This window comes from Falsiroseomonas algicola (assembly GCF_011040385.1).
Classification (GTDB): domain Bacteria; phylum Pseudomonadota; class Alphaproteobacteria; order Acetobacterales; family Acetobacteraceae; genus Falsiroseomonas; species Falsiroseomonas algicola.
The window spans coordinates 117,255-142,410 of the sequence record NZ_JAAIKB010000009.1; the positions used below are offsets into that span (position 1 = coordinate 117,255).

Genomic DNA, 25,156 nt, shown 5'->3' on the forward strand with positions numbered 1-25,156 from the left:
CGATCACCCCCTGACCGAGACCAGCGGGAAATCCTCGATCGCGCGCGGCGTATCCTGCTGGCTGTCGATCTGCCGCGCGCCGCGCAGCTCCGTCTCCGCCAGGCGGAACAGCATCTCCGCCCGCGAGGCGGATTCCGTCAGCGGCAGGCAGAATTCCGCCGCCAGCCGTGCCACCAGCGCCTGCGCGAAGAAGGGCGGGAAGGCGCTTTCATCGGCGCGGAAGATGTAGGTCAGCACGACCTGCTCGGCATCGGCGTGCAGCCGGTCCTCATGGATGCGATAGGGCGTGCCCCGCCCGCGCCCGCCGCTGCCGGCGGACAGCGCCCGCAGGAAGCCCGGCGGCAGCTGGAAGGCATGCGCCATGTCCGCCTGCGGCACGGCGGCGAGGCGGGGGAGGGAGGCCTGGCCCGTGGCGAAGGACCAGGGATGGGCGGAGAGCAGCGCATCGCGCACCGGCGCGTAGAGGTTCGCCGCCACCTCCGCCTCCGCCGTCCCCTCATCCAGTGAGGCGACGGGCTGCGCGCCAAGGCGCAGCAGGGCGCGCGAGCACAGCGCGAGCGCGGTGAGTGCCATGGTTGTCATGTCCGTTCGCGGGAGGATGGGCGGCCCCCGTCATCGGAGGACCGCCCCTGGTGGTGGCGACAGGCTGACCCTTGCGCCTTACTCCGCCGCGCGCATGCGCACGACGCCCATGTCATCGACCAGCACGGCGCCCTGGCTCATCATGTTGGCGACGAAATGCGCGGCGCGGTCGCCGTGCCAGGTCACGTCCGTCTGCACTTCCGCCGCCGCGGCATGGCCGATGGCGGTGCGGTGGAAGAAGTAGCAGTAGCGCAGCGCGCCGGACTTGGTCAGGCCGGAATGCGGCATCCACAGCGCGCCGAGCCAGCGCTTCGCCTGGCTGCCCTTCCAGGGCAGCGCCTCCTCGCCGACATACTGGGAGGAGGCGAACTCCTCGATGTCCAGCAGCTGGCTCCACTGCTTCCAGCCGACGACGGCGACGCGGCCGCCATCATCCGGCACTTCCGCCGCGCCCATCATCTCGAAGGCCAGCAGCACCTTGGCCTTGGTCAGCCCGTCCGTATCCGTGGTGCCGGGCGCGGTGCCGATCGCTTCCCGCGTGCCGGCATCCAGCGCCGCGATGATCAGCTCATCCGTCTTGCGGCCCAGCGCATAGGCGCCGGCATTGGCGACGACCGTGCGCTCATCGATGTTGGTCTTCAGCTCATCGAGGCGATCGATCCAGTCGCCGGCATAGTAGTCCTGCAGCACGCATTCGACCTGCGCGTGCTCCAGGTTCATCACGGGCACGGCGCCGTTGCGCGTCTTCGCCGCGGCGGTGCCCTTGCCGACCTTCGGGAAGAAGGTGCTGGAGCCGGTGACGCCGGACTTGGACCGCACGAGCGGGCGCAGCTTGCTGCCATGGCGCTGATAGGCCTCCTTCACCTCGGCCTCGAACTGGCGGGTGAAGACGGCGTCGATCTGGGTGCTGGTGGGCATCGCGGCCCTCCTTCGTCTTGTGGGTGCGGGGAAGGGGCCGCGCCGCCGGTTGCCCCCTGGGGTGGTGCACCCCTGGGGCCGGCGCCACGGCATGGCTCCGCAGGCCCGCTCGCGCGGGTTGCTTGCGGGAAGGGGGGCGGGGCGGATGGGGACCGTGTCGGCCCGCGCCATCCGCCCCGCGATCGCCGCGCCCGGGGATGGGGCGCGGCGATGCCGGCCGGCGCCACGCGCTGCGAGGGGCAGCGGGCGCCTGGCCGGATCTCAGCCGTCGGCTATTCGCCGACGAGCCGCTTGAACCCGTCCGTGACACGCTTCACGAAATCGGGCTCCCGCGTCCGCCAGTAGCGGGGGTCGCGCATCATCCGGCGCAGCTCGCCCTCATCCGGCCCGGCTTCCGCCTGCGCGTCGCGCGCCAGCGGCGGTTCCTTGCCCTCCATCATCCGCTGCAGGGCGATGACGCCTTCGGCGGTGCTGGACAGCGCGGTGAAGACCGCTTCCGGCAGGTTGGCGCGGCCCCAGCTGGACAGCTGCGCCGCGATCCGGCGGAAGCGTTCCTCGCCGCCGAAATGCGCCTGCAGCTTCTCCACCTGGCGCGCCGCCTCGAAATCCGCGGCGGCCTCGGCGATCAGCGGCATCAGCCGTTCCGCGGCGAGGTCATAGACCAGCTGCACCTGGCGCGGCGTGAAGCCCGCCTCGTGCAGCCTGGCATTCACCGCCGCGTCGGGCGTCACCACCTCATTGGGCGGCGTGATCTCATAGCCATCCGGGCTGTCGGGAATGCCGAGCAGCCGGCGCCAGCGCTGGCGCTCCTCCTCCGGCGCGTCATCCGTGGGCGGCGCCTGGCGCTGGGACATGCGGCGTTCCAGTTCCAGGTAGGATTTCAGCAGCGCATCGACGCGCAGCGCGCCGGCGGCCTCGTCCCAGAACTTCTCCGGGATCTCGGCCGGGCGGGGGGTGCGGCCCTGCGGCGCTTCCGGCTTCAGGGCGGTCTCGAGAAGATCCTCGGGCATGCCGGGGCTCACTCCTGGGTCTGGGGTTGGGCGGGGGTCGCATCGGCGGGCCGCAGGATTTCGGGCGGCGCGCCCAGCGTTCGGGCCAGCCAGCGCGCGGCCGCCGGCGCATCCAGCGTGGCGCGCGCCTCCGGACCCAGCGTCGCCGCCGCCTGCAGGAACAGCAGCGTGTCCGCCGCATCCGCGCGGGCCTGCACGCGTGCCAGCGGCGAGGCATAGGTCAGCCGCGCCTCCCGCCCATCGGGCAGCAGGGCGGGAATCTCGCCACGGCGGCGCAGCACCGCGAGGCAGCGCGCGACGAGCGGCGTCAGCAGCTCCGCCTGCAGCCGGCCATAGGTGGCGCCGAGCAGCCGCGCGGATTGCGCGCTGCGCTCCAGCACCTCCGTCGCCGTCATGCCGGCCTTCTCGGATTGCGCGATGCGGTCGGCCAGCAGCGCGCCCCGGATGCGGGTGCGCAGGTCGGTCAGCACGAGCTGGGAGACGTCGAAATTCCCCGGCGCGGCGAGCGGCGTGAGGCCGGAGGAACCCGGCGCCTTCGGGATGATGGCGCCCGGCACCAGGCGGACCGTGGCGGGGTTCAGCACGCCGTCATCCTCCGCCTGCCAGATGCCCGTGGCCGCGATGGAGGCGTTCTTCAACACCAGCTCCACCACCTTGTTGGCGGTGCGGATGTCCGGCAACGCCTTGGCGACGGGGCCGCGGCCATAGGTCTCGCCCGGCACCTTCAGCCAGCGGAAGGCGATGAAGGGGCTCTCCGCGAAACGGCCCTCGGCCAGCAGCCGGGGCGTCCCATCCTCCTCCTCCACCACCACGGCCAGGCGGTGGCCATGGCGCGGATCGGGCCAGGCGGCTTCCACCACGCGCAGCTTCGGCGGGGTCTCGTCCTCGCCCCGGCGGCGCTCCTCGATCATCGCCGCGGGCCAGCGCGCCTTGATCTCCGCCGCCGTCAGCCGCATCGAGCGGAACACGGTGTCGAGCCGGCCGGAAACGCCTTCCTCCAGCACCGCATCGCGCATCGGCACGGCGGAGAAGCGCAGCGCGGAAGCCTCCCCCACCGGCGCCTCCTCCACCAGCAGCAGGCCGGTGCCGGTGACGACCAGGTCGAGGAAGGCCTGGTGCACCTCCAGCCCGAAATTGGACCGGTCGAGATGCCCCTGCAGCGTCTCCGCCGCCTCCTCCAGCGCCTTCGCCACATCCTGGGCTGCCGCGCTGTCCGCCACCTTGCGGGCCGGCGCCAGGCCGAACCAGCGGGACCAGGGCGGCACGAGTTCGGCGAGCAGGGACGCCGCGAGCTGTTCCGCCGCATCGGCGGCGGTCGCATCGAACAGCGGCGCCGCATTCGGCGCGGGCAGGGCGACGTCGTAGCAATCCTGCCACTGGCCCTCCAGCGGGCGGCGGCGGGCGCTGGCACGGGCGTGCTGGGCCAGGATCTCGTCCGGGGTCATCATCGCCCTCATTCCCCAAGCAGGTTCTTGCGCTGGGCGAAGCCCGGCACGGGATCCAGCACGCCGCGCGCGGAGGTCGCGATGGTGCCGGCCAGGCCGCGCCGCGCGCGGTCCAGCGCCTTCCGGCGGGCGGTTTCCGCCGCGGCATCCGCGCTGGCCTGCGCCGCCGCGGCGGCATCGGCCTGCGCCTGCACCGTGGCGGCGGTGGAATCGGCGGCAGGCGCCGCCGGCTTCGGCGCCCTGATCAGGCCACCCATGCGCGCTTCCTTCGGCTTGATCGGTGAACGGGCCGGCCCGCCGCCAAAAGAAAGGGCCCGTCCGGCGAACCGGACGGGCCCGAGGCAGGGACCGGAGGGAGGTGCCATCGGGCGCAACTCGCCCCGTGGCCTGGCCTGTGTAGCGGCCTGTCAGCGCCGCGTCAAGAATTAATTCCTATTTCGCCGAAGATTCTCGAGGCGGTCGCGCCTTCCACCCGGCCACCCAGCGCGCGGAACAGCCCGAAGGGCGTGACGGCGAAGGGCGCGCCGGGCCCGAGCAGCGCGCGGCAGAGCGAGACGCAGGTGAACGGCATCAGGCTCGGCCCGAGGCTGGCCGCCGGCTCCCCCGGCAGGAAAGGGCCGAGCACGCGCAGCCCCGCGCGGCGATAGAAGCCCGGCAGGTCGAAGCCCGCCGCCACCGGGAGGCGCGCCACCATCAGCCGGCCCGACAGCGGTTCCAGCACCGTCCAGCCGGCCTCGTCCGACAGCGCGGCGAAGCAGTGGCGGAAGCCGGGCCGCAACAGCCGCAGCCAGGGCTGGTCCGCCACGCCGCCGAAGGCGATCCAGACGCCCTGGCTGGGCCCGTCCGCGGCCAGCAGGCGTCGATGCGCGAGCCGCGCTCTCATCGACGCGGCCCCGGGAAGGGCAGGATCTCCGCCCCGCCACGCTTCGGCGTCTCCACCGGCAGCGTCATCCCGCGCGCCGGCCCGGCGACGATCCCCTTCTGCCGCAGCGGATAGTCCAGCCGGTCCATCGCCTCCCGCCACAGGCGCAGGTCACCGGCTTCCTGCGGGATGCGCGGGCTCGGCTGTTCGCCGCGCTCGCCCCAGATGCGCAGGATGCGCGCATGGGCCAGGTCGATCCGCCGCTGGCGGTACAGCCGGTCCAGCACCTTCACCACGTCATCGGGCTCGCAGGGCCGCACGACGGACCCACGCGCCGCGCCCAGCCGCGCGCCGTCGCGCCGGGCGGTCAGCGCCGCCATGGTCCAGAACCAGGCATCCTCGGCACAGCTGAAGGGTTCCGCGCGGCTCATGCTGGCCAGGACAGGGGCGCGGCTGGTGACGAAAGCCATCTCAAGGGGTCCTTCCTCGTCCGTTCCCGAACAAAACAGGAACAAGCCCCTTCTAGACCGTTCCACTCAGGGTTGCAAGGATGTTGTTCCTATTGATTCGCGACTCGAAACCTAGGATGTGATGCCCAGCGCGAACCCCCATATGGGGGTCTCGATTCGCATGAGGGGCCGGCTGCGATGCGGCACGAGGATATCTGGCGGGCGATCGACGCGCTCGCCGCCGAACACGGGCTGTCGGCCTCCGGCCTGGCGCGCCGGGCGGGGCTGGACGCCACCGCCTTCAACCCGTCCAAGCGCACCGGCGCGGATGGGCGGGCGCGCTGGCCCTCCACCGAAAGCGTCGCCAAGGTTCTGCACGCCACCGGCACGGGGATGGAGGCCTTCGCCTCCCTGGTCACCGGCGCCCCCGTCCTGCCGCGCAACCGCGCCATCTCCGCACGCCGCATCCCGCTGATCGGCCTCGCCCAGGCGGGTGGGGAGGGTTATTTCGACGATGGCGGCTACCCCGTCGGCGGCGGCTGGGACGAGATCTCGGTGCCCGACGTGCCTGACCCCAACGCCTATGCGCTGGAGATCAGCGGGGAGAGCATGGAGCCGGTGTTCCGCGACGGCGACGTCGTCATCGTCTCCCCCGGCGCGCCGGTGCGGCGCGGGGACCGCGTGGTGGTGCGGACCCGGGCGGGGGAGGTGATGGCCAAGCAGCTGCTGCGCCAATCCGCCCGGCGCGTGGAACTCGCCAGCCTCAACCCGGCGCATCCCAACTACAGCTTCGACCTCGCGGAACTGGCCTGGATGCACCGCATCGTCTGGGCCAGCCAATAGGCGTCACGCCGCCGCCGCGTCGAAGCCGCGCCGCGCGCCGCGGATGGCGGCGTGGTTCGCATCCGCCCAGCGGATCATCGGCAGCAGCGTGAGGACCAGCGACCGGCCCAGCCCGGTCAGCCCGTATTCGACGCTGGGCGGCACGGTCGGGTGGACGGTGCGCGTGATCAGCCCGTCCCGCTGCAGGTCCCGGAGCGTCAGCGTCAGCATGCGCTGGGAGATGTCGCTGACCGCGCGGCGCAATTCGCCGAAGCGGTGCGGCCGCTCGTCCAGCGCCAGCAGGATCAGCACCGACCATTTGCCCGACAGCCCCGCGAGCACGTCGCGGATCGGGCAATCCTCGATCGTCATGCCGCTGGCCTTCACCTCGGCCAGCGTCTTGCGGGGCGGCGCTTCATCCAAGGGGCGGTATCCTTCCTGTCACCAGGCACCAGAACGGTGCCTTCTTTACGCGGCCGGCGGCCTGATCCAAGTCCAGCAGGCTCATTTCTAGCCCTGCTTCCCTTTCGGAACCAGGGCTCGAAATCGCCTGCATCAAGGACCCCGGACCATGCCCGAAACCCTCCTCGTCACCGGCGCCTCCGGCCAGCTCGGCCGCCTCGCCCTCGACCATCTCGCCACCCTGCACCGCGGCCCGATCGTGGCCGGCACGCGGGACCCCGCGAAGCTCGCGGACCTCGCCGCGCGGGGGATCGAGGCGCGGCGCCTCGACTTCGACGATGCGGCCTCCCTGGCCGAGGGATTCCGCGGCATCGACCGCGCGCTGATCGTCTCCACCGATGCGCTGGACCGCCCGGGCCGCCGCCTGGCGCAGCACCGCGCGGCGGTGGAGGCGGCGGCCAGGGCCGGCGTGCGGCACCTCCTCTACACCTCCATGCCGAACCCGGAGCCCGGCTCCCCGGTCGTCTTCGCGGCCGACCATCACGGGACGGAGGAGGCGATCCGCGCCACCGGCCTGCCCCACACGATCCTTCGCGTCAGCTGGTACCAGGAGAACCTGCTGGCCTCGCTGCCCGGCATCCTGGCCTCCGGCGTCTGGGCCAGCGCGGCGGGCGAGGGCCGCGTCGCCTATGTGGCGCGCCAGGATGCGGCCCGCGCGGCGGCGGCGGCGCTGGCGGCGGGGGGAGAGGGGCGGCAGACGCTGGACGTGACCGGACCGGCGGGATGGTCGGTGGCGGAACTCGCCGCGCTGGTCACGCGGATCTTCGGCCGGCCCGTCCAAGTCGCGGCGGTGGAGGATGCAGCCCTGGCGACGGGCCTCGCGAGCCATGGCGTGCCGCCCTTCCTGGTCCCGGTCCTCGTCTCCTTCGACCGCAACACGCGTGAGGGAAGGATGCCCGCGCCGACCGGGGTGGTGGCGCGCCTGACCGGCGCCGCGCCGCGGACGCTGGAGGCATTTCTCGAGAGCCGGAAGGGCGCCTTAGCGGCGGCAGCCTGAGGGGGCGCGGGGGGAGCAGTTCCCCCCGCCCTATCGCGAAAAGCCCTTCGTCGGCTCCACCACCGGCATCAGGGGGAGCAGCGCCTCCAGGTCCCGCTCCGCCCGGCAGGCGAGGTAGCGGTCGCCCTCCTCGCCCTCGATCGGGAAAACGGTCAGGCCGATATCGCCATAGACACGCAGCAACCCGGGGCCGACGCGCCAGAAGGCCGCATCCACGCCGGCGCGGTCGCACATGTCCCGGAAGCGCCAGATGGCGGAGACGCGGTCCCGCTCCTCCCCCATCGGGTCACCCAGCGCCAGCCAGATGCCGTCCCGCTTCACGAAGCCGAAGCCCGCGCGCCCGGCCTCCCCGAACACCGCGCCGTCGGCGGTCTCCGGCGCCACGGCACCCAGCGCCTTCAGGCGGCCGCGCACCTCCTGATCCCATGGCTCCGGCGCCAGCCGCGCGGGGCGGAGCAGCCGGGCCGCGGCCACCAGCAGCAGCACGGCGGCCAGGCCCACGGAGAAGCGCAGGCTGTCCGGCGCCAGCGGGCTCATCACGACTTCCCACCAGCTCTCGCCGCCGACCCTGCCGCCATAGCTCACCATGGCGAGCATGATGGCGCAGGCGCCGACGACGGCCAGTGGCAGCACCGTCTCCACCCCCAGCGGCTCCCGCATCAGCCTTGCGTCCCGGTAGAAGGCGCTGCGCATGGCGGCCAGCAGCGCGGCCACCAGCAGGAAGGCGCCCCAGAGCCACCAGGCATCGCCCCGCAGCCAGCAGATCAGCGCGCCATTCAGCAGCAGCACGATCCCGGCGCCCCAGGCCAGCGTCAGCCGCCGCAGCAGCCCATAGCCCATCACCAGCAGCAGCGACCCCACGACGGAAGCCGCGAAGTGGGAGGCGACGGCCGCCTCATACCCCGCCCAGAGCGCGACGGCGCTGTCCCGCGTCGGCAGCGCGCCCAGGAACAGCAGCAGCGTGCCACCCAGCCCCACCAGCCCCGCGATGGCCGGCACTTCCAGCGCATCCGTCACGCGCTGGTCGGCCACGAAGCGCGCCAGCACGGCGCGGCGCTGCGCGATCTCGAACCCCGCGAAGAGGATGCCCGCCAGGAACAGCGGCACGATGTAGTAGTAGAGGCGGAACAGCAGCAGCGCGCCCACCACCTGCGCCGGCGTCAGCCAGGGCTGCAGGCCGATCAGGATGGCGCCGTCGAAGACGCCGATGCCGCCGGGCAGGCTGGCCGCGATCCCCGCGGTATAGGCGGTGATGTAGATGCCGAGGAAGCGGAGGAAGGTCAGCCCCTCCGCCGGCGGCAGCAGCGCATAGAAGATCATCGCGGTCACCGCGACATCGACGCTGGCCAGCAGTGTCTGCGCCACCGCCATGCGGAAACCCGGCAGGTCGATCCGGTGGCCGAATACCGTGATGTGCGACCGGATGCGGGACATGGTGACGTAGGCGATGACCAGCGCCCACATCACCAGGCCGATCGCCTGCATGATCCAATGCGGCACATGCTCGCCGAGGCCCGGCACCACCTCCGGCTCCACCACCAGCACCATGCCGCCCAGCGCGAAGCCGCCGAGCCCGAAGGTCAGGCTGGTGAAGGCGACGACCTTGGCGATGGCGACCGGCGGCAGCCCCCAGGCCGCGTAGAAGCGGTAGCGCACCGCCGCCCCCGACACCGCGGCGAAGCCGAGGTTGTGCGCCAGCGTATAGGCGCAGAAGGAGGCCAGCGAGGTCCGCGCATAGCTCACGGGATAGCCCGCATAGACGCTGCCCAGCCGGTCGTAGATCGTCAGCACGGCATAGGCGAGCACCGTCCAGCCGCCCGCGATCCAGAGCGTGGCCGGCGGGATCGCCGCCAGCGCCGCCTTGATGTCGGCGACGGAGAGGCTGCGGAATTCCTTCTGCACCACCCAGATCGCCGCCACCAGAAGCAGCAGCCCGAACACCGCGACGCCATGGCGCCTGGCGAGGGAGAGGAAGCCCTTCATGCCGTCTGGGCGTCTTCCGCGACCACCGGCCGCGCCAGCGCGCCCTCGATCAGCGCGATGGTGGCGGCGATGCCGTAGAGCGCCACGAAGCCGCCGAAGCGCGGCCCTTCCGGCTGGCCCAGCAGCACCTGGTAGAGCGCGTTGAACCAGGCGCGGGACACGCCCGGCCGGCCCCCGTCCTTCGCCGGCTCCAGGAAGGGCTCCCGCCGCCCGGCATCATAGACCAGGTCCTGGATGGCCTTGGCCTGTTCCTCCGGCGGCAGCGCCTCGAGGTCCGTGATCCGGTCGCGCAGCGCCGCGGCCAGCGCCGCCAGCGCCACGCGCTCGCCCTCGGTCGGTGCGCGGTGCTTCTTCGTCGGCAGCACGCGGTCGCGGTAGTAGACGACGGCGTGGTTGATCAGCCGCGCCAGCAGCGGATGCGTCTCCCCATTCGCATCGGGGGCGTAGCGGCGGAGGAACCCCCAGAGCATGTCGGGGTGGTCCGCGTTGATCACGCTCGCCAGGTTCAGCAGCATGGTGAAGGACACCGGCGTGCCGGGGTCGTTGGTGGGCCCGTCATGGATGTGCCAGGCCGGGTTGTCCGCCGCCGGCGCCGTGCGCAGCCGGTCCAGGTTCTGCGCGTATTCATCGACGGCGCGCGGGATCACGTCGAAGAACAGGCGCTTGGCGCGCTGCGGCTGGTTGTACATGAACTGCGCCAGGCTCTCCGGCGGCGCGTAGTGCAGCCATTCGTCGATGGTGAGCCCGTTGCCCTTGGACTTGCTGATCTTGCCGCCTTCCTCGTCGAGGAACAGCTCATAGGTGAAGCCGATCGGCGGCTCCCCGCCCAGCACGCGGCAGATGGCGCCGGAGAGCTTGACGCTGTCGATCAGGTCCTTGCCCGACATCTCGTAATCGACGCCGAGCGCATACCAGCGCAGCGCCCAATCCGCCTTCCACTGCGCCTTGCAGTGGCCGCCGGTGATGCGCGTGCCGAAGCGCTCCCCGGTCTCCGGGTCCTTCCAGACCAGCAGGTCCTCCGCCGGCCGCACCTCCTCCATCGGCACCTGCATCACCACGCCTGTCTTGGGATGGATCGGCAGGAAGGGGGAGTAGGTGGCGCGGCGGTCCGGCCCGAGCGTCGGCAGGATCACGCCGCGGACCTGCTCATGCCGCTCCGCCATCCGGATCAGCGCCGCGTCGAAGCGGCCGGAGCGGTAGTAGTCGGAGGAGGAGGCGAATTCGTAGTCGAAGCCGAACTGGTCGAGGAAGGCGCGCAGCCGGGCATTGTTGTGGTGTCCGAAGCTCTCATGCGTGCCGAAGGGATCGGGGATGGCGGTCACCGGCTTGCCCAGGTGCCCCGCCAGCATCTCCCGCTGGGGGACGTTGTCCGGCACCTTCCGGAGGCCGTCCATGTCGTCGGAGAAGGCGATAAGGCGGGATTGCAGCCCGGTCAGCCGCTCGAAGGCCCGGCGCACCCAGGTGGTGCGCGCCACCTCCCCGAAGGTGCCGATATGCGGCAGGCCGGAGGGGCCGTAGCCCGTCTCGAACAGCGCGGAGGCCTTGTCCTTGGCCTTCACCCGCTCCGCCACCTTGCGCGCTTCCTCGAAGGGCCAGGCCCTGACGGCGGCGAAATCGGCGGGGGAGGCGGACATGCGGAAGCACCTCAAGCGGGAAACGGTCCGGGGTTATAGGGGGGGCGGGGCGGGCAGGCGACCCCGGCTGTGCCGTCGGCCGCCACCCTGCGGCCCGGGGCGTCAACATTTCGGAGCATTTTCGCCCCTAGGGTAGCGGCGCACTGCCCAGGAAGCGCCGCCATGAACGCCTGCCTCTGCTGTCCCCCCGCCGGCCTGCGCCGCCGCTCCGTGCTGGCCGCCGCCCTGGCCTGCCTGTCCGCCGGCCCCGCCCTGGCTGCCGCCCCGGCCGCCGGCCCGCGCATGGCGCCCGACCAGGCGCTCGCCACGCTGATGCAGGGGAATGCCCGCTATCTCGGCGCCGCCCCGCAGCCCGTGGCGCACAGCGCCGGGGCCCGCGCCGCCCGCGCCGCCGGCCAGGCGCCCTTCGCCGCCATCCTCGGCTGCGCCGACAGCCGCGCGGCGCCGGAGGTGCTGTTCAACGCCGGCCTCGGTGAGCTGTTCGTCGTCCGCAACGCCGGCAACGTCGCCGATACCGGCGCCGTCGGAAGCCTGGAATACGCCGTGGCCAATCTCGGCGTCCCGCTGATCATGGTGCTGGGGCATGAGCGTTGCGGCGCGGCGGAGGCGGCGGTCGCCGTCTCCCGCAGCAGCGTCAGCCTGCCGCCCCAGCTCGGCGACATGCTCCAGCCCATGCTGCCCTCGGCGCTCGCGGCCATCCGTGCGGGCGGGGACGTCGTGGAGGGGACGGTGCGTGCCAATGTCGCGCGCAGCGCCGCCCGCCTGACGGAGGTCAGCCCCGTGCTCTCCGCCGCCGTCGCCGCGGGGCGGCTGCGGATCGTCGGCGCCCGCTACGACCTGGATGATGAGGCCGTGACGCTGATGAGCTGAGGGGAGGGCAGCCCTGCGCGGTTGAGGTTTGGCGCCGCCGCCGCTTTCCGCTATGCGGTGCGCGTTTGCCTGCACAAGGAGCAGCGTGCGATGCGTGTCGGAGTGATCGGCGCCACCGGAGCGGTGGGGCGGGAGCTGGTGGAGGTCCTGGGGCGGCGGCGCTTCCCGGTGACGAAACTCCGCCTCTTCGCCTCGGGCCGCAGTGCCGGCACGCGGCTTCCGACACCCTTCGGCGAGGTGACGATCGAGGAGTTCAAGCCGGAAGCGGCGCGGGACCTCGACCTCGCGCTGCTCGCCGTCTCCGGCGACTTCGCCAAGCAGCACGCCCCCGCGCTGGTCGCGGCCGGCGTGACGGTGGTGGACAATTCCTCCGCCTTCCGGCTGGACGACAACGTCCCCCTGGTGGTGCCGGAAGTGAATGCGGGCGCCATCGGCAACGCCCGCCTGATCGCCAACCCCAACTGCACCACCGCCATCGCCGTCGTGGCGCTGGCGCCGCTGCACAAGGCCTTCGGCATCAAGCGCGTCATCGTCTCCACCTACCAGGCCACCAGCGGCGCCGGCGCCGAGGGCATGGCGGAGCTGGAGCGCGAGACGCGGCGCGTGCTCGTTGACGGGGAGAAGGCCCGGAACGAGGTCTTCGCCCACCCCATCGCCTTCAACGTCATCCCCCACATCGATGCCTTCCAGCCCAATGGCTATACGAAGGAGGAGATGAAGGTGGTCTGGGAGACGCGGAAGATCATGGGCCTGCCCGATCTCCCGGTCTCCTGCACCGCCGTCCGCATCCCGACCATGCGCGTGCATGCGGAGGCCATCACCATCGAGACCGAGAAGCCCGTCACGCCGGAAGCCGCGCGGGAGGTGCTGCGCGCCGCCCCCGGCGTGAAGGTGGTGGATGACGTCGCCAACAAGCTCTACCCCATGCCGCTGACGGCGACGGGGCAGGATGATTGCGAAGTCGGCCGCATCCGCCAGAACCTGGTCTTCGGCGACCACGGCCTCGACCTCTTCGTCTGCGGCGACCAGCTGCTGAAGGGCGCGGCGCTGAACGCGGTGCAGATCGCGGAGCGGGTTCCGGCGCTGAAGGTCGCCGCCTGACCATCATGGCGCGGGGGAGGGTCGGTCGGATGGCCGCCATTGGGTCATCCGAACGATTTTCCCCCTTTGTTCATAGGGGCCGTGCCGCCACATTGGCGGCATGAACCGCCCGCGCCCCGCGGAGACCGCCCGCCAGCCCCGCCTGCTGCTGCCGGACAGTCCCGCCCTCATTGCCGGTTTCGGGCGCGGCACGCTGCTGACGCCGGACGGCGAACTCTTCTCCGGCCCCGCCATCGAGATCGGCCGCCGGCTGCGGGACATGCCGCCGCCGATGGTGGTCCATGCGCCGGCCACGGCCAAGCGCCTCGGCCTCGGCGCCTTCCCGGCCTGTGACCTGCTGGAGCTCTTCGCCTTCTGCCTGCCCGCCCGCCCCGTGGCGCCGACGCCGCGCGGCATGGCCATCGCGCTGGACCGCGACGCGCCGGCAGAGGAGGAGGCGATGGCGGCCATGCTGCCGGACCTCGCCACCATCCTGCTCCGCCACCTCGCCGCCGGGCGCAACGCCCCGCTGAACCGCGATGCCGCCCTGCTCGCTGCCAAGCTGCGGGCGGAGGTGGAGTGGCCCTGGGCGGACAGCGTGCTGGCCGCGCTCGGCCAGCCCGATGCGCGCCCCTCCCTCGATCCGCTCAAGGTCTGGCGCCGCCTGCCGGACTGGGAGGAGACGGCGCCGCCCCCGCCCCCCGCCCACAGCCCGGTCAGCCCCGCCGAGGCGCGCCGCCGCCTGGCGGAGATCCTGGGGGAGGGGGCGGAACAGCGCCCGCAGCAGGCCGACTACGCCTCCGCCGCCGCCGGCGCCTTCCAGGCCCGCGACGCCAAGGGCGCGCCGAACCTGGTGCTGGCCGAAGCCGGTACCGGCACGGGCAAGACGCTGGGCTATGTGGCGCCGGCCAGCCTCTGGGCGGAACGCAACGGCGCGCCGGTCTGGATCTCCACCTTCACCCGCAACCTCCAGCGCCAGATCGACCAGGAGACGGCGCGCCTCTACCCCGAGCCCAACGAACGCCGCCGCCGCGTCGTCGTCCGCAAGGGGCGGGAGAACTACCTCTGCCTCCTCAACATGGAGGAGGCGGTCGGCGCCGCCTCCATGGGCGGCATCATGCTGCCGCTCGCCCTCGTCTCCCGCTGGGCGCTGGCGACGCGGGATGGCGACATCATGGGGGGCGACTTCCCCGGCTGGCTTTCCGAACTCTTCGGCCACCACGCGGTCATGCCGCTGGCGGACCGGCGCGGCGAATGCATCCATTCCGCCTGCGGCCACTACAAGCAGTGCTTCGTGGAACACTCCATCCGCCGCGCCCGCACCGCCACCCTCGTCGTCGCCAACCATGCGCTGGTCATGGTCCAGGCGGCGCTGGGCGGCGGCGAGGATGGCCGCCCGCTGCGCCTCGTCTTCGACGAGGGCCATCACCTCTTCGACGCCGCCGACGCCGCCTTCTCCGCCGACCTGACAGGCGGGGAGACCGCCGAACTCCGCCGCTGGCTGCTGGGCGCGGAGGGTGGCCGTTCCCGCGCCCGCGGCCTCGCCCGGCGGCTTGAGGAACTCATCGGCGATCGCCCGGACCTGCTGCTGCCGCTCGAGGAAGCGCTCCAGGCCGCGCGCGCGCTGCCGGGCCCCGGCTGGCCCAACCGCCTCTCCGATGAACGCGACGAGCCCCGCGGCGCGACCGAATCCTTCCTCCGCGCCGTGCGCGGCCAGGTGCTGGCGCGCGCGCGCGACGACGACGCCGGCTATGGCATCGAATGCGACCTGCACCCGCTGGCGCCGCCCGTCGCAGAAGCCGGGGAGGCGCTGCGCGATGCCCTGGCGCGCCTCCACGCCCCCCTGCAACTGCTCCGGGACCGGCTGAATGCAAGGCTGGAGGATGAGGCGGAGGAGCTGGAGGTCGGCGACCGCATCCGCATCGAGGCCGCCTGCCGCGGGCTGGAACGCCGCGCCCTCATGCCGCTCGGCGCCTGGGGCGCCATGCTGGGCATGCTGCGCGAACCGCCCCGCCCGCCGGGCGTGCGGCCCGACTATGTGGACTGGTTCGCGCTGGAACGGCGGGAGGGCCGGGAATTCGACTGCGGCATGTTCCGCCATCACCTCGACCCGACCCAGCCCTTCGCCATGGCGGTCGCCGCGCCCGCCCATGGCGTGCTCATCACCTCCGCCACGCTGCGCGACCAGGCGGAGATGTCGGAGGATGACCCCGAGGCCGCCTGGCGCGCGGCGGAGGCCCGCACCGGCGCCAGCCACCTGGCCGCGCCCGCCATCCGCGCCGCCGTCGCTTCCCCCTTCGACTACGCCACCCGCACCCGCGTCCTGGTGGTGGAGGATGTGAACAAGTCGGACCCCGGCCAGGTCGCCAGCGCCTATCGCGCGCTGTTCTCGGCCTCCGGCGGCGGCGCGCTCGGCCTCTTCACGGCGGTCAGGCGGCTGCGGGACGTCCATGCCCGCATCGTCCAGCCCCTGGCGGAGCGCGGCATCCCGCTCTACGCCCAGCACATCGACGCCATGGACAATGCGACGCTGGTCGATGTCTTCCGGGCGGAGGAAGCCTCCTGCCTGCTCGGCACCGATGCGATGCGGGATGGCGTGGACGTCCCGGGCCGCTCACTCCGCCTGCTGGTTTTCGACCGCGTGCCCTGGCCGCGCCCTTCCATCCTGCACCGGGAACGCCGGACGCATCTGTCGGAAGGCCAGCCCAAGGCGCATGACGACGCCATCGCCCGCCACCGGCTGCGCCAGGCCTTCGGCCGCCTGATCCGCCGCGGCGACGACAAGGGCGTCTTCGTGCTGCTCGACCGCTCCTGCCCCTCCCGCCTGCTCGCCGGCCTGCCCGCCGGCACCAGTGTCCGCCGCCTTGGCCTGGCCGATGCCGTGGCCGAGACGCGCGCCTTCCTCGATGAGGACTGAATGATGGACCTCCGCCCCACCATCGCCGCCCCGGATGACGATCCGTATCTGTGGCTCGAGGAGGTGGAGGGCGAGCGCGCCATCGCCTGGGTCGCCGAGCAGAACGCGAAGACCCTTGCCGCCTTCGCCGATGCGCGGTTCGAGGCGGATCGGGAAGGCCTGAAGGCGGCGCTGGACCGGCCGGACAAGCTGCCCATGGTGACGCGGCGCGGCCCGCACCTCTTCAACTTCTGGCAGGATGCCGAGCACCCCCGCGGCCTCTGGCGCCGCACCACGCTCGAGAGTTTCCGCAGTGCCAAGCCGGATTGGGACATCGTCCTCGACCTCGATGCCTTGGCGGCCGCCGAGTCCGAGGACTGGGTCTGGGCCGGCGCCGTGACCTACCCGGTCACGCATGACATCGCGATGCTGCGCCTGTCCCGTGGCGGCGGCGATGCGGTGGTGATGCGGGAGTTCGACCTGGCGGCACGCGCCTTCGTCGAAGGCGGCTTCGTGCTGCCGGAAGCCAAGGGCAGCGCGGACTGGCTGGACCGGGATACGCTGCTGGTCTCCTCGGCGCTCGGCGGCACCACCAGCTCCGGCTATGCCCGAACCATCCGCCGCTGGTCGCGCGGCACGGACCCCATGGCGGCGCCGGTGATCTTCGAGGTCCCGGAGGACCATCTCTCCGCCTGGGCCGGGGTGGACCGGGAAGGCGGCGTGGAAAGCGTCGTCTTCCGCGACGGCATCGGCTTCTTCGACGCCACCATCCATATCGGCGACCGGAACGGGCCCCGCACGCTGGTCCCCCTGCCGACCGACGCCCACTACACCTGGCAGCACGGCTTCATCGCGGTGAAGCCGCGCACGCCCTGGACGGTGGGGGAGGCGACCTACGCGCCCGACACGCTGCTCGGCCTGTCGCTGGCCGATCTGCTGGCGGGGAAGGTCGCGCCGCAGCTCCTCTTCACGCCGGAACCGCGAAGGGCATTGCAGGGCTTCACCTGGTGCGACGGCCGGCTGGTGCTGTCCATCCTCGACGATCTCGCCCCCGTCTTCACCATCCTGACGCCCGGCCCGGGCGAATGGGCGGCCGCCGACATCCCCGGCCTGCCGCGCATCGGTGTCGTCAACCTCTGGCCCTTCGATGCGGAGGCCGAGGAATCCGATGGCACCCTGCTGGCCCTGGCCCAGGATCCCGTCACGCCTCCCGAATTGCTGCTGACCAGCGTGTCGCCCAGCGCGCCCGCGCTGCTGAAGGCCTCAACCCCGGCCTTCGACGCCACCGGCCTCGTCGTCACGCGCCACGAGGCGGTTTCGACGGATGGCGAGCGCATCCCCTATGTCCAGGTCGGCCCGAAGGACGGGACGGGCCGCGCCCCCGTCCACCTCTCCGCCTATGGCGGCTTCCAGGTCTCCCGCCTGCCCGTCTATTCCACCGTCTCCGGCCGCCTCTGGCTCGCCAAGGGCGGCACCGCCGTGGTCGGCCAGATCCGCGGCGGCGGCGAATTCGGCACCGCCTGGCACGAGGCCGGGCGCGGCGCCCTGAAATCCCGCAGCCATGACGATTTCGCCGCCATCGCCGCCGACCTCGTCGCCCGCGGCGTGACGGTGCCCGGCCGGATCGCCGCCGAGGGCGGCTCCAATGGCGGGTTGCTGATCGCCAACATGCTGACCCGCTATCCCGAGCGCTTCGGTGCGCTGTTCTGCACCATCCCGCTGATCGACATGCGCCGCTACACGAAGCTGCTGGCCGGCGCCTCCTGGATCGCGGAATACGGCGACCCCGACAAGCCCGAGGACTGGGCCTTCATCCAGCACTTCTCCGCCTATCACGCCGCCGAGGCCGGCCGGCCTTATCCGCCCATCCTGCTGGCCACGACGCGCCGCGACGACCGCGTCCATCCCGGCCATGCCCGCAAGATGGCCGCCAAGCTGCAGGCGCTGGGCTACGACGCCCGCTTCTACGAGCCGGAGGCCGGCGGCCATGGCTATGGCAAGGACAATGGCGAGGTCGCCCGCTTCGCCGCCCTCGGCGCCGCCTTCCTGCGGCGATCGATCGGCTGGGAGGCGTGACAACCTGCTGGCGAAAGCCTGATCCGACGATGGCTTGACCCCCGGCCCGCCCCGCGCGACGACCTGCGTCCAGCCTTGGAGACCATCGAGATGCCGACCCGCGCCCCCGCCCGCCTCGCGCCCTTCACCGCGCAGGAAGCGCTGGTCTGCGCCATGGTGCTGATGTCCGTCGCCGATGGCCCGATGTCCGACGCCGAACTCGCCATGATGTCCCGCCTGGTGCAGGGCCTGCCCGCCTTCTCCGACTTCCACAGCGCGGAGATCGAGACGGTGACGGAGGTCGTCTCCAGCCTGCTCGGCCGGACGGATGGCCTGGACGATGCCCTGACCATGATCCGGGAGGCGCTGCCCATGCGCCTGCGCGAGACCGCCTACCTCCTGGCCTGCGAGGTCTGTGCGGCCGATGGGGAGGCGACGCAGGAGGAGCTTCGCCTGCTGCAGGACCTCCGCATCGGCCTCGACCTGGACCGGCTGGTGGCCGGCGCGATCGAGCGCGCCGCGAAGGCGCGCTACCAGGTCATCTGATGCCGGCCATCGGGCGCGGGGCGGCATCATTCGCCGCCACCATCGGCGGCGCGTAGTCGCTCTCGCTCCAGGCCGCCATGGCGACGAATTCCACCGCGTCATGGGTGCAGAAGACCGCGAGGTCCGAATCCGGCGCGCGCAGCATGGCGCGCAGCCGCGCCTGACTGTCGCGCTGCTGCCGGTCGTCATCGGCCATCAGCCGCTCATAGCCCGCGAGCAGCGGTGGCGCTGAGCCGTCGCCATGCACCTCCGCCCGGTTGAAATAGGCATCGCCGGCATGGAGCATCCAGCCGCGCGGCCCCTTCACCGCCACGCCGACATGGCCGGGCGAATGGCCGGGCAGCGGCACCATCAGGAATTCCGGCGGCAGGTCAGCGATCTCCCGCGCATTGGGCAGGCCGAAGAAGCGTTCTCCCCCGCCGCGCCGGCCGAGCCTGGTCTCCACCGGCTGCCAGCGCCCGCGATAGCCCCATTGCGCCGGCCGCCAGCGCGTGCGGTCGCGGAAGCCGCGCGGATTGACCGCCGCATCGGCCTCGGCCGCGGAGAGATGCACGGTGGCGTGCGGGAAGTCGATGAGGCCGCCCGCATGATCGAAGTCGAGATGCGTCATCACGATGTGCCGCACATCGGTCGGCTTGAAGCCCAGCCGCTTCACCCAGCGGATCGCCGTGCGATCGGGGTCGAGCCGCGGCCGCAGCAGCGCCAGGTTCCAGGCGGGCAGCCGCGGCGTGGGCCGCGCGCAGTCCCGCAGCCCGAAGCCGGTATCGACCAGCACCAGCCCATGCGCCGGCGTCTCGATCAGCAGGCAGTGGCAGGACAGTCGCGCCACCGGCCCCGGGCTGATCCCGTCCATGAGGCGCCCGCCCAGCGGTCGCGCATGCCCCAGATCGAGATGGTGGATCTTCATCGGTTCGCTCCTGCCCTTGCCTGGACAGGAACGGCCCGACGATGACCGCGTTCGTTAGACCGCCAGAACGCCGTCGCGCGCCACCACGCGGCCATGGCTGATGACGGTGCGGGATGGCGGCGTCGCCACCACCGCCTCCTGCACATTCTCCGCCTCCAGCAGCACCAGGTCGGCCCGCGCGCCGACCGCCAGCCCGTATTCGCCGAAGCCGCAGCCCGCGGCTGCCCAGTCGCTGACGGCGGCGAAGGCCAGCACGAGTTCGTCGTCGCGGCGGAACTCGTTCTTCAGCCCGATCAGCATCGCCCGCTGCAGCATGTCCGGCATGTTGTAGGGGGTCCAGGTGTCGCGGATGCCGTCATTGCCACCGAAGATGGAAACCCCCGCCGCCCGCGCCTTCTTGATGGAGGGCACGGGGCGGGAGGGCGGCGCGGTGGTCGCCAGCCCGATCCCGGCCTCCCCCAGCGCGGCGTAGAGCGCATCGGCCCGCGCCACGTCGCCGAGGCAGAAGGCGTGGCTGACCACCACCTTACCCTGCATGCCGAGCGCGACCGTCCGCTCGATGATCAGCTCCATGGCGAAGGCGCCGAGTTCCCCGGGCTCATGCAGGTGGATGTCGACGGGCACGCCATGCTTCGCGGCCAGGCCGAAGATCAGGTCGCAATGCCCCTTGGGGTCGCGATCGATGCCGGAGGGATCGAGCCCGCCGATGATGTCGGCGCCATTGCGCAGCGCCCGTTCCAGCAACTCGGCGGTGCCCGGCCGCACCAGCACGCCGGATTGCGGGAAGGCCACCACCTGGATGTCCATGGTGCCGCGCATCCGTTCCCGCAGCGCGACCAGCGCATCGCTGTGGGTGGTGCCGTTCTCCGTATCCACATCGGCGAAGCTGCGGATGCGCGTGGTGCCGCGCTTCAGGAACTCCCGCGCCAGCCGGTCCGACTGCCGCGCCGGGTCGAGGCCGAGGCGCTTCCGTTCCGCGCGTTCGCCATCGATCCGGTCGATGAGGCGCGGCCCGACCTCGTTCTTCCACCACCCCATGCCCCAGAGCGTCTTGTCGAGATGCGTGTGCCCCTCGACGAAGGCGGGCAAGGCGAGCCCGCCGCCGGCGTCCTCCACCACGACGCCCTCCGGCGCGGCAAGGCCCGGCGCCATGGCGGCGATGCGCCCGCCCGCCACAAGGATGTCGGTGGCTGCCGCGCCCATTGGGCGGCAGTTGCGGATCAGCAAGGCGCTCATTCAACATCTCCATGACAGGCGCCCGCCGCAGGCGGGCGAGCGGCCGAACGGCCGCCGCCGGCAGTCCGGCGAAGCCAAGCGAAGCGCCGGCGATTGAGGGCGGATCGGCTTCGATCCGCAAGCATCACGCCAGTACCCAGCTCCGGAACAGGTCGAGATCGATGTTGCCGCCGCAGAGGATGGTCGCCACGCGCTTCCCGCGCATGCGCTCCCGCTCCTGCATCAGTGCCGCCAGCGGCGCGGCGCCCGCCCCCTCCGCGAGGTTGTGCGTGTCCTGCCAATAGGCGCGGATCGCCGCCGCCACCTCGTCATCCGTCACGGTGACGATGCGCGCGGCGCCCCTGATGATCATCGCCAGCGCCGCGGGGTCCGGCACCCGCGTCGCCATGCCATCCGCCTTCGTCACCGCCGCTTCCGTCGTCACCACGCGGCCGGCGGCGACGCTGCGGGCATAGGCATCGGCGCCGGTGCTCTGCACGCCGATGATCTCCGTCGCCAGCCCCAGCAGGTCCCGCGCCATGATGCAGCCGCAGATGCCCGACCCCAGCCCGATCGGCACATAGAGCGCATCGAGCGGCGGCGCCGCCCGGAACAGCTCCAGCGCATAGGTCGCGACCCCCCGCACCAGGTCCGGCGCGAAGGAGGGGGCGAATTCCAGCCCGCGCTCCGCGGCCAGCCGCATCGCCTCCACCCGCGCCGCGTCGAAATCCTCGCCATGCTCGACCAGCGTCGCCCCCTGCGCGCGCATGGCCGCGTTCTTCTCCACGCTGTTGCCGCGCGGCACGACGATGGTGACGGGCACGCCGCTCCGCGCCCCCGCATAGGCGAGCGACTGCCCGTGATTGCCCCGGGTCGCGGAGATCACGCCCGGCCCGCCCGGCCTCTCCCGCGCCAGCCGGTCCATGTAGACAAGGCCGCCGCGCACCTTGAAGGCGCCGGTCGGCGTGTGGTTCTCGTGCTTCACCCAGACCTCCGCGCCCGTGCGCGCGGCCAGCAGCGGCCAGGGATATTGTGGCGTCGGCGGGAAGACGCCGTGCACCAGGCGGGCGGCGTCTTCCAGGGCGGGCAGGTCGAACACGCGGTCACTCCGATCGGAAACGAGACGGCACCAGGGGCGTTGCTCCGCGGAACCATAGCGGAGGGCGTGACCATGGCCATCACCGTGGACAGCAGCCAGTGGACTGGCCAGGAGGACACCACCCCCCCGGCCGTGCCGGTTGTCTGGGGCGAGTTCGAGAACGAGGCGGCGCGCGATGCCGCCATCGCGCAGCTGCGCGCCGGCGGCGCGCGTGACGAGGTGGGCTCCACCAACGCGGCGCAGCCGGAGCCGCCGGCGGTGAACGAGACGGTCGACCCGCCGGACGAGAACCCGGAGCAAGCGGATCGCCGCAACCAGCGCCAGCTCGGCGTCGGCACGGCGATGGCCGCTACCTCCATGGCGGCGGCCGGCATCGTCATCGCCAGCGGCGGCGCGCTGCTGCCCGCCGTGGCGGCCGCCGCGGCAGCAGGGGCCGGGACCGGCGCGGTGGGGGAGGTGGTGGCGAATGCCGTCGCACCGCGCGAGGCGGAGACCCACGCGCCGCCGCCCGACGCGCATGGCCCCGTCATCGGCCTGCGCGCGCCGGACGACACGGCCCGCCGCCAGGCGGAGGAAGCGCTGCACGCCGTCGGCGCCCGCCGCGTCTTCGTGCAGGAAGCCGGCTGAAACAGCTTCGGCCAGCCTGGCATCCCAGGCTGGCCGATCAGGGTGGCACAGGCACCAGGGTGTCTGTGCCGGTCAGTGCGGAACCCGCCATCCGCGGGTTCCGTCAGTTCACATGGGCCGGAGGTTGGTGGCGGCCGCCTTGCCGCGTTCCATGGCCACTTCGTAGGACACCTTCTGGCCTTCGTTCAGGCCCTGGAGTCCGGCCTTCTGAACAGCGGTGATGTGGACGAAAACGTCCTTCCCGCCGTCCGACGGGACGATGAAGCCGAAGCCCTTCGTCGCATTGAACCACTTCACGGTGCCGATCGCCATGCGATCCGCGCTCCTTCTGACTAGCAACGCCCTGACGCCGATCGCCCGGGCGGGGGCGCCATGCGATGGCGGAGCCTTGTAGACACCCGGGGAGTGGCCCGGGAGGCACGGCGGAAAGCCAGGACGCAATGACACATGAAGGATGCTCAACCCGCCAGTCAGGTGTCAAAGCCCCGAAAGGCCCGGTCACGGCGTTGTCAACTTTGTGTCAGCGGGCATGAAAAAAGGGGCGGACCCGAAGGTCCGCCCCCATTTCCAGACGTCCAGATTCCGGACCTCCGTCCCAGCCGGGTCGCCCCGGTCGGGCGCGGGATCAGAAGTCCATCCCGCCCATGCCGCCCATGTCGCCACCGCCGGCGGGAGCCGCCTTCTTCTCGGGGCGCTCGGCGACCATGGCTTCGGTCGTGATCAGCAGGGACGCGACGGAAGCCGCATCCTGCAGCGCCGTGCGCACGACCTTGGTCGGGTCGATGATGCCGGCCTGGACCAGGTCCTTGTACTCGTCCTTCTGGGCGTCGTAGCCGAAGGTGTAGCTGTCGGTGCGCAGCACCTCACCGGCCACCACGGCGCCGTCCTTGCCGGCGTTCGTCGCGATCTGCTTGGACGGCGCCTGGATCGCCTTGCGGACGATCTCGATGCCGACCTGCTCGTCGTTGTTCAGGCCCTTCAGGCTGCCCAGGTTCTGGCTGGCGCGCAGCAGCGCGGTGCCACCACCCGGCACGATGCCTTCCTGCACGGCGGCGCGCGTCGCATGCAGCGCGTCGTCCACGCGGTCCTTGCGCTCCTTCACCTCGACCTCGGTGCTGCCACCGACGCGGATGACGGCCACGCCACCGGCGAGCTTCGCCAGGCGCTCCTGCAGCTTCTCGCGGTCGTAGTCCGAGGTCGTCTCCTCGATCTGCGCCTTGATCTGCTCGCAGCGGCCGTTGATCTCGTCCTTCGAGCCGGCGCCGTCGACGATCGTGGTGTTCTCCTTCTCGATCTTGACCAGCTTGGCGCGGCCGAGCATCGGAAGGGTCACGTTCTCGAGCTTGATGCCGAGATCCTCGCTGATCACCTGGCCACCGGTCAGGATCGCGATGTCCTCGAGCATCGCCTTGCGGCGGTCACCGAAGCCCGGCGCCTTGACGGCGGCGATCTTCAGGCCACCACGCAGCTTGTTGACGACGAGCGTGGCCAGCGCCTCGCCCTCGACGTCCTCGGCCACGATCACGAGCGGACGGCCCGACTGCACCACGGCTTCGAGCAGCGGCAGCATCGGCTGCAGCTGGGACAGCTTCTTCTCGAAGATCAGGATGTAGGGGTTGTCCATCTCCGCGATCATCTTCTCCGCATTCGTGATGAAATACGGGGAGACATAGCCGCGGTCGAACTGCATGCCCTCGACGACGTCGAGCTCGGTCTGGATGGACTTGGCTTCCTCGACGGTGATGACACCCTCGTTGCCGACCTTCTCCATCGCCTGCGCGATCATCTCGCCGATCTCGGACTCGCCGTTGGCGGACAGCGTGCCGACCTGGGCGACCTCGGCGGAGGTGGTGATCTTCTTCGTCTTGGCCTCGAGCTCGGCCACGACGTGCGTCACGGCCTTGTCGATGCCGCGCTTCAGGTCCATCGGGTTCATGCCGGCGGCAACGGCCTTGGCGCCCTCGCGGATGATGGCCTGGGCCAGCACCGTCGCGGTCGTCGTGCCGTCACCGGCCAGGTCGTTGGTCTTCGAGGCCACTTCGCGCACCATCTGCGCGCCCATGTTCTCGAACTTGTCGGCCAGCTCGATCTCCTTGGCGACGGTCACGCCGTCCTTGGTGATCCGCGGCGCGCCGAAGCTCTTGTCGATCACGACGTTGCGGCCCTTCGGGCCCAGCGTGACCTTCACCGCATCGGCGAGGATGTCGACGCCGCGCAGCATCTTGTCGCGCGCGGAGGCGCCGAACTTAACGTCCTTGGCAGCCATGTGCTCTTATTCCCTGATCTGATCCGTTGAGGAGACGAGGCGAAGGGCAGGCCTTCCGGCCGGCCTTGTCGGGCCGTCGCGGGACGAACCGCGCCAGCCCGGGGCCTGCGTCAGGCGGCCTTCGCCACGGAAGGGTTGTCGAGGATACCCATGATGTCGGACTCCTTCATGATCAGGAGCTCCTCACCATTGAGCTTCACCTCGGTGCCCGACCACTTGCCGAACAGGATGCGGTCGCCGGCCTTGACGTCGAGGGCGCGCAGTTCGCCCTTGTCGTTCAGCGTGCCGGAGCCGACGGCGATAACCTCGCCTTCCTGCGGCTTTTCCTTGGCGGTGTCGGGGATGATGATGCCGCCCGCGGTCTTCTCTTCGGCCGTCACGCGGCGAACGAGAACGCGGTCATGCAGGGGTCGAAAGCTCATCGAACCTCT

General features: G+C 71.8%; 24 protein-coding genes. 8 read left to right on the forward strand and 16 right to left on the reverse strand.

Annotated elements, in window-relative coordinates; genetic code table 11:
* Positions 1-3: 3 nt before the first annotated feature.
* From G3576_RS20805 to G3576_RS20835, 7 genes are all read right to left on the reverse strand, one after another.
* Positions 4-573 (reverse strand): hypothetical protein, encoded by a 570-nt coding sequence (locus G3576_RS20805; protein ID WP_164696364.1) that lies wholly within the window; start codon positions 571-573, stop codon positions 4-6.
* Positions 574-660: 87 nt separating this feature from the next.
* The gene (locus G3576_RS20810) at positions 661-1,500 is read right to left on the reverse strand and encodes a phage capsid protein (RefSeq protein ID WP_164696365.1); all 840 of its coding nucleotides are present in this window, start codon (positions 1,498-1,500) and stop codon (positions 661-663) included.
* 272 nt (positions 1,501-1,772) lie between these two features.
* Positions 1,773-2,510 carry a capsid assembly protein gene (locus G3576_RS20815; RefSeq protein ID WP_164696366.1) on the reverse strand — a complete coding sequence of 246 codons (738 nt, stop codon included), beginning with the start codon at positions 2,508-2,510 and terminating at the stop codon, positions 1,773-1,775.
* 8 nt (positions 2,511-2,518) lie between these two features.
* On the reverse strand, positions 2,519-3,958 hold the full coding sequence (locus G3576_RS20820) for a portal protein (protein ID WP_328729445.1): 1,440 nt from the start codon (positions 3,956-3,958) through the stop codon (positions 2,519-2,521).
* Between the two features lie 5 nt (positions 3,959-3,963).
* On the reverse strand, positions 3,964-4,212 hold the full coding sequence (locus G3576_RS20825) for a hypothetical protein (protein ID WP_235952275.1): 249 nt from the start codon (positions 4,210-4,212) through the stop codon (positions 3,964-3,966).
* A gap of 161 nt (positions 4,213-4,373) precedes the next feature.
* A complete protein-coding gene (locus tag G3576_RS20830) occupies positions 4,374-4,838 on the reverse strand; it encodes a hypothetical protein (protein WP_207622945.1) in 465 nt (154 codons plus the stop codon).
* Positions 4,835-5,287: a hypothetical protein gene (locus tag G3576_RS20835; RefSeq protein ID WP_164696367.1), complete on the reverse strand. Its 453-nt coding sequence runs from the start codon at positions 5,285-5,287 to the stop codon at positions 4,835-4,837. The genes G3576_RS20830 and G3576_RS20835 overlap by 4 nt, the downstream gene beginning before the upstream one ends.
* A 177-nt stretch (positions 5,288-5,464) precedes the next feature.
* Between G3576_RS20835 and G3576_RS20840 the strand changes: the two genes are divergently transcribed.
* A complete protein-coding gene (locus G3576_RS20840) occupies positions 5,465-6,109 on the forward strand; it encodes a S24 family peptidase (protein WP_164696368.1) in 645 nt (214 codons plus the stop codon).
* A gap of 3 nt (positions 6,110-6,112) precedes the next feature.
* On the opposite strand, the gene G3576_RS20845 is transcribed toward G3576_RS20840, so the two are convergent.
* Positions 6,113-6,511, reverse strand: coding sequence for a winged helix-turn-helix transcriptional regulator (locus G3576_RS20845; RefSeq protein WP_235952276.1), 399 nt, complete (start codon positions 6,509-6,511; stop codon positions 6,113-6,115).
* 148 nt (positions 6,512-6,659) lie between these two features.
* On the opposite strand from G3576_RS20845, the gene G3576_RS20850 reads away from it, so the two are divergent.
* Positions 6,660-7,547, forward strand: coding sequence for an NAD(P)H-binding protein (locus G3576_RS20850; RefSeq protein WP_164696369.1), 888 nt, complete (start codon positions 6,660-6,662; stop codon positions 7,545-7,547).
* A gap of 30 nt (positions 7,548-7,577) precedes the next feature.
* Here the strand turns inward: G3576_RS20850 and G3576_RS32350 are convergent, their stop codons facing one another.
* Both G3576_RS32350 and G3576_RS20860 read right to left on the reverse strand, forming a co-directional pair.
* Positions 7,578-9,530: a lysylphosphatidylglycerol synthase domain-containing protein gene (locus tag G3576_RS32350; RefSeq protein ID WP_164696370.1), complete on the reverse strand. Its 1,953-nt coding sequence runs from the start codon at positions 9,528-9,530 to the stop codon at positions 7,578-7,580.
* Positions 9,527-11,164: a lysine--tRNA ligase gene (locus G3576_RS20860; protein WP_164696371.1), complete on the reverse strand. Its 1,638-nt coding sequence runs from the start codon at positions 11,162-11,164 to the stop codon at positions 9,527-9,529. Before G3576_RS20860 ends, G3576_RS32350 begins: the two co-directional genes overlap by 4 nt.
* A gap of 162 nt (positions 11,165-11,326) precedes the next feature.
* Between G3576_RS20860 and G3576_RS20865 the strand changes: the two genes are divergently transcribed.
* The 5 genes from G3576_RS20865 to G3576_RS20885 all read left to right on the forward strand — a co-directional run bounded on the left by G3576_RS20865 (position 11,327) and on the right by G3576_RS20885 (position 18,611).
* Entirely contained in the window at positions 11,327-12,034 is a 708-nt protein-coding gene (locus G3576_RS20865; RefSeq protein WP_164696372.1) for a carbonic anhydrase, read from the forward strand.
* Between the two features lie 90 nt (positions 12,035-12,124).
* Positions 12,125-13,135: an aspartate-semialdehyde dehydrogenase gene (locus G3576_RS20870; protein ID WP_164696373.1), complete on the forward strand. Its 1,011-nt coding sequence runs from the start codon at positions 12,125-12,127 to the stop codon at positions 13,133-13,135.
* Positions 13,136-13,235: 100 nt separating this feature from the next.
* Positions 13,236-16,031: an ATP-dependent DNA helicase gene (locus G3576_RS20875; protein ID WP_164696374.1), complete on the forward strand. Its 2,796-nt coding sequence runs from the start codon at positions 13,236-13,238 to the stop codon at positions 16,029-16,031.
* Positions 16,032-18,086: a prolyl oligopeptidase family serine peptidase gene (locus G3576_RS20880; protein WP_235952278.1), complete on the forward strand. Its 2,055-nt coding sequence runs from the start codon at positions 16,032-16,034 to the stop codon at positions 18,084-18,086.
* A 90-nt stretch (positions 18,087-18,176) separates the two neighbouring features.
* Positions 18,177-18,611 carry a tellurite resistance TerB family protein gene (locus tag G3576_RS20885; protein WP_164696375.1) on the forward strand — a complete coding sequence of 145 codons (435 nt, stop codon included), beginning with the start codon at positions 18,177-18,179 and terminating at the stop codon, positions 18,609-18,611.
* Here the strand turns inward: G3576_RS20885 and G3576_RS20890 are convergent.
* The 3 genes from G3576_RS20890 to G3576_RS20900 all read right to left on the reverse strand — a co-directional run bounded on the left by G3576_RS20890 (position 18,604) and on the right by G3576_RS20900 (position 21,832).
* The gene (locus G3576_RS20890; RefSeq protein WP_164696376.1) at positions 18,604-19,518 is read right to left on the reverse strand and encodes an MBL fold metallo-hydrolase; all 915 of its coding nucleotides are present in this window, start codon (positions 19,516-19,518) and stop codon (positions 18,604-18,606) included. The genes G3576_RS20885 and G3576_RS20890 overlap by 8 nt on opposite strands.
* Before the next feature lie 54 nt (positions 19,519-19,572).
* The gene (locus G3576_RS20895; RefSeq protein WP_164696377.1) at positions 19,573-20,754 is read right to left on the reverse strand and encodes an amidohydrolase family protein; all 1,182 of its coding nucleotides are present in this window, start codon (positions 20,752-20,754) and stop codon (positions 19,573-19,575) included.
* A gap of 124 nt (positions 20,755-20,878) precedes the next feature.
* A complete protein-coding gene (locus tag G3576_RS20900) occupies positions 20,879-21,832 on the reverse strand; it encodes a threonine dehydratase (protein ID WP_164696378.1) in 954 nt (317 codons plus the stop codon).
* A gap of 72 nt (positions 21,833-21,904) precedes the next feature.
* Between G3576_RS20900 and G3576_RS20905 the strand changes: the two genes are divergently transcribed.
* The gene (locus tag G3576_RS20905) at positions 21,905-22,459 is read left to right on the forward strand and encodes a hypothetical protein (protein WP_164696379.1); all 555 of its coding nucleotides are present in this window, start codon (positions 21,905-21,907) and stop codon (positions 22,457-22,459) included.
* A gap of 108 nt (positions 22,460-22,567) precedes the next feature.
* Here the strand turns inward: G3576_RS20905 and G3576_RS20910 are convergent, their stop codons facing one another.
* The 3 genes from G3576_RS20910 to groES all read right to left on the reverse strand — a co-directional run bounded on the left by G3576_RS20910 (position 22,568) and on the right by groES (position 25,147).
* Positions 22,568-22,771 (reverse strand): cold-shock protein, encoded by a 204-nt coding sequence (locus G3576_RS20910; RefSeq protein ID WP_092955136.1) that lies wholly within the window; start codon positions 22,769-22,771, stop codon positions 22,568-22,570.
* A 313-nt stretch (positions 22,772-23,084) separates the two neighbouring features.
* The gene (gene groL, locus G3576_RS20915) at positions 23,085-24,725 is read right to left on the reverse strand and encodes a chaperonin GroEL (protein ID WP_164696380.1); all 1,641 of its coding nucleotides are present in this window, start codon (positions 24,723-24,725) and stop codon (positions 23,085-23,087) included.
* Positions 24,726-24,835: 110 nt separating this feature from the next.
* Complete coding sequence (gene groES / locus G3576_RS20920; RefSeq protein WP_133289015.1) at positions 24,836-25,147, reverse strand: co-chaperone GroES; 312 nt, start codon at positions 25,145-25,147, stop codon at positions 24,836-24,838.
* Positions 25,148-25,156: the final 9 nt, after the last annotated feature.

What these genes read in the sequence shown, in the direction of transcription:
- G3576_RS20865 (WP_164696372.1), top strand. Translation starts at nt 11,327, where the DNA reads ATGAACGCCTGCCTCTGCTGTCCCCCCGCCGGCCTGCGCCGCCGCTCC.
- G3576_RS20820 (WP_328729445.1), bottom strand. Translation starts at nt 3,958, where the DNA reads ATGATGACCCCGGACGAGATCCTGGCCCAGCACGCCCGTGCCAGCGCC.
- G3576_RS32350 (WP_164696370.1), bottom strand. Translation starts at nt 9,530, where the DNA reads ATGAAGGGCTTCCTCTCCCTCGCCAGGCGCCATGGCGTCGCGGTGTTC.
- G3576_RS20910 (WP_092955136.1), bottom strand. Translation starts at nt 22,771, where the DNA reads ATGGCGATCGGCACCGTGAAGTGGTTCAATGCGACGAAGGGCTTCGGC.
- G3576_RS20870 (WP_164696373.1), top strand. Translation starts at nt 12,125, where the DNA reads ATGCGTGTCGGAGTGATCGGCGCCACCGGAGCGGTGGGGCGGGAGCTG.
- G3576_RS20860 (WP_164696371.1), bottom strand. Translation starts at nt 11,164, where the DNA reads ATGTCCGCCTCCCCCGCCGATTTCGCCGCCGTCAGGGCCTGGCCCTTC.
- G3576_RS20885 (WP_164696375.1), top strand. Translation starts at nt 18,177, where the DNA reads ATGCCGACCCGCGCCCCCGCCCGCCTCGCGCCCTTCACCGCGCAGGAA.
- G3576_RS20880 (WP_235952278.1), top strand. Translation starts at nt 16,032, where the DNA reads ATGATGGACCTCCGCCCCACCATCGCCGCCCCGGATGACGATCCGTAT.
- G3576_RS20805 (WP_164696364.1), bottom strand. Translation starts at nt 573, where the DNA reads ATGGCACTCACCGCGCTCGCGCTGTGCTCGCGCGCCCTGCTGCGCCTT.
- G3576_RS20840 (WP_164696368.1), top strand. Translation starts at nt 5,465, where the DNA reads ATGCGGCACGAGGATATCTGGCGGGCGATCGACGCGCTCGCCGCCGAA.
- G3576_RS20810 (WP_164696365.1), bottom strand. Translation starts at nt 1,500, where the DNA reads ATGCCCACCAGCACCCAGATCGACGCCGTCTTCACCCGCCAGTTCGAG.
- G3576_RS20895 (WP_164696377.1), bottom strand. Translation starts at nt 20,754, where the DNA reads ATGAGCGCCTTGCTGATCCGCAACTGCCGCCCAATGGGCGCGGCAGCC.
- G3576_RS20890 (WP_164696376.1), bottom strand. Translation starts at nt 19,518, where the DNA reads ATGAAGATCCACCATCTCGATCTGGGGCATGCGCGACCGCTGGGCGGG.
- G3576_RS20850 (WP_164696369.1), top strand. Translation starts at nt 6,660, where the DNA reads ATGCCCGAAACCCTCCTCGTCACCGGCGCCTCCGGCCAGCTCGGCCGC.
- G3576_RS20905 (WP_164696379.1), top strand. Translation starts at nt 21,905, where the DNA reads ATGGCCATCACCGTGGACAGCAGCCAGTGGACTGGCCAGGAGGACACC.
- groES (WP_133289015.1), bottom strand. Translation starts at nt 25,147, where the DNA reads ATGAGCTTTCGACCCCTGCATGACCGCGTTCTCGTTCGCCGCGTGACG.
- G3576_RS20830 (WP_207622945.1), bottom strand. Translation starts at nt 4,838, where the DNA reads ATGAGAGCGCGGCTCGCGCATCGACGCCTGCTGGCCGCGGACGGGCCC.
- G3576_RS20875 (WP_164696374.1), top strand. Translation starts at nt 13,236, where the DNA reads ATGAACCGCCCGCGCCCCGCGGAGACCGCCCGCCAGCCCCGCCTGCTG.
- groL (WP_164696380.1), bottom strand. Translation starts at nt 24,725, where the DNA reads ATGGCTGCCAAGGACGTTAAGTTCGGCGCCTCCGCGCGCGACAAGATG.
- G3576_RS20825 (WP_235952275.1), bottom strand. Translation starts at nt 4,212, where the DNA reads ATGGGTGGCCTGATCAGGGCGCCGAAGCCGGCGGCGCCTGCCGCCGAT.
- G3576_RS20815 (WP_164696366.1), bottom strand. Translation starts at nt 2,510, where the DNA reads ATGCCCGAGGATCTTCTCGAGACCGCCCTGAAGCCGGAAGCGCCGCAG.
- G3576_RS20835 (WP_164696367.1), bottom strand. Translation starts at nt 5,287, where the DNA reads ATGGCTTTCGTCACCAGCCGCGCCCCTGTCCTGGCCAGCATGAGCCGC.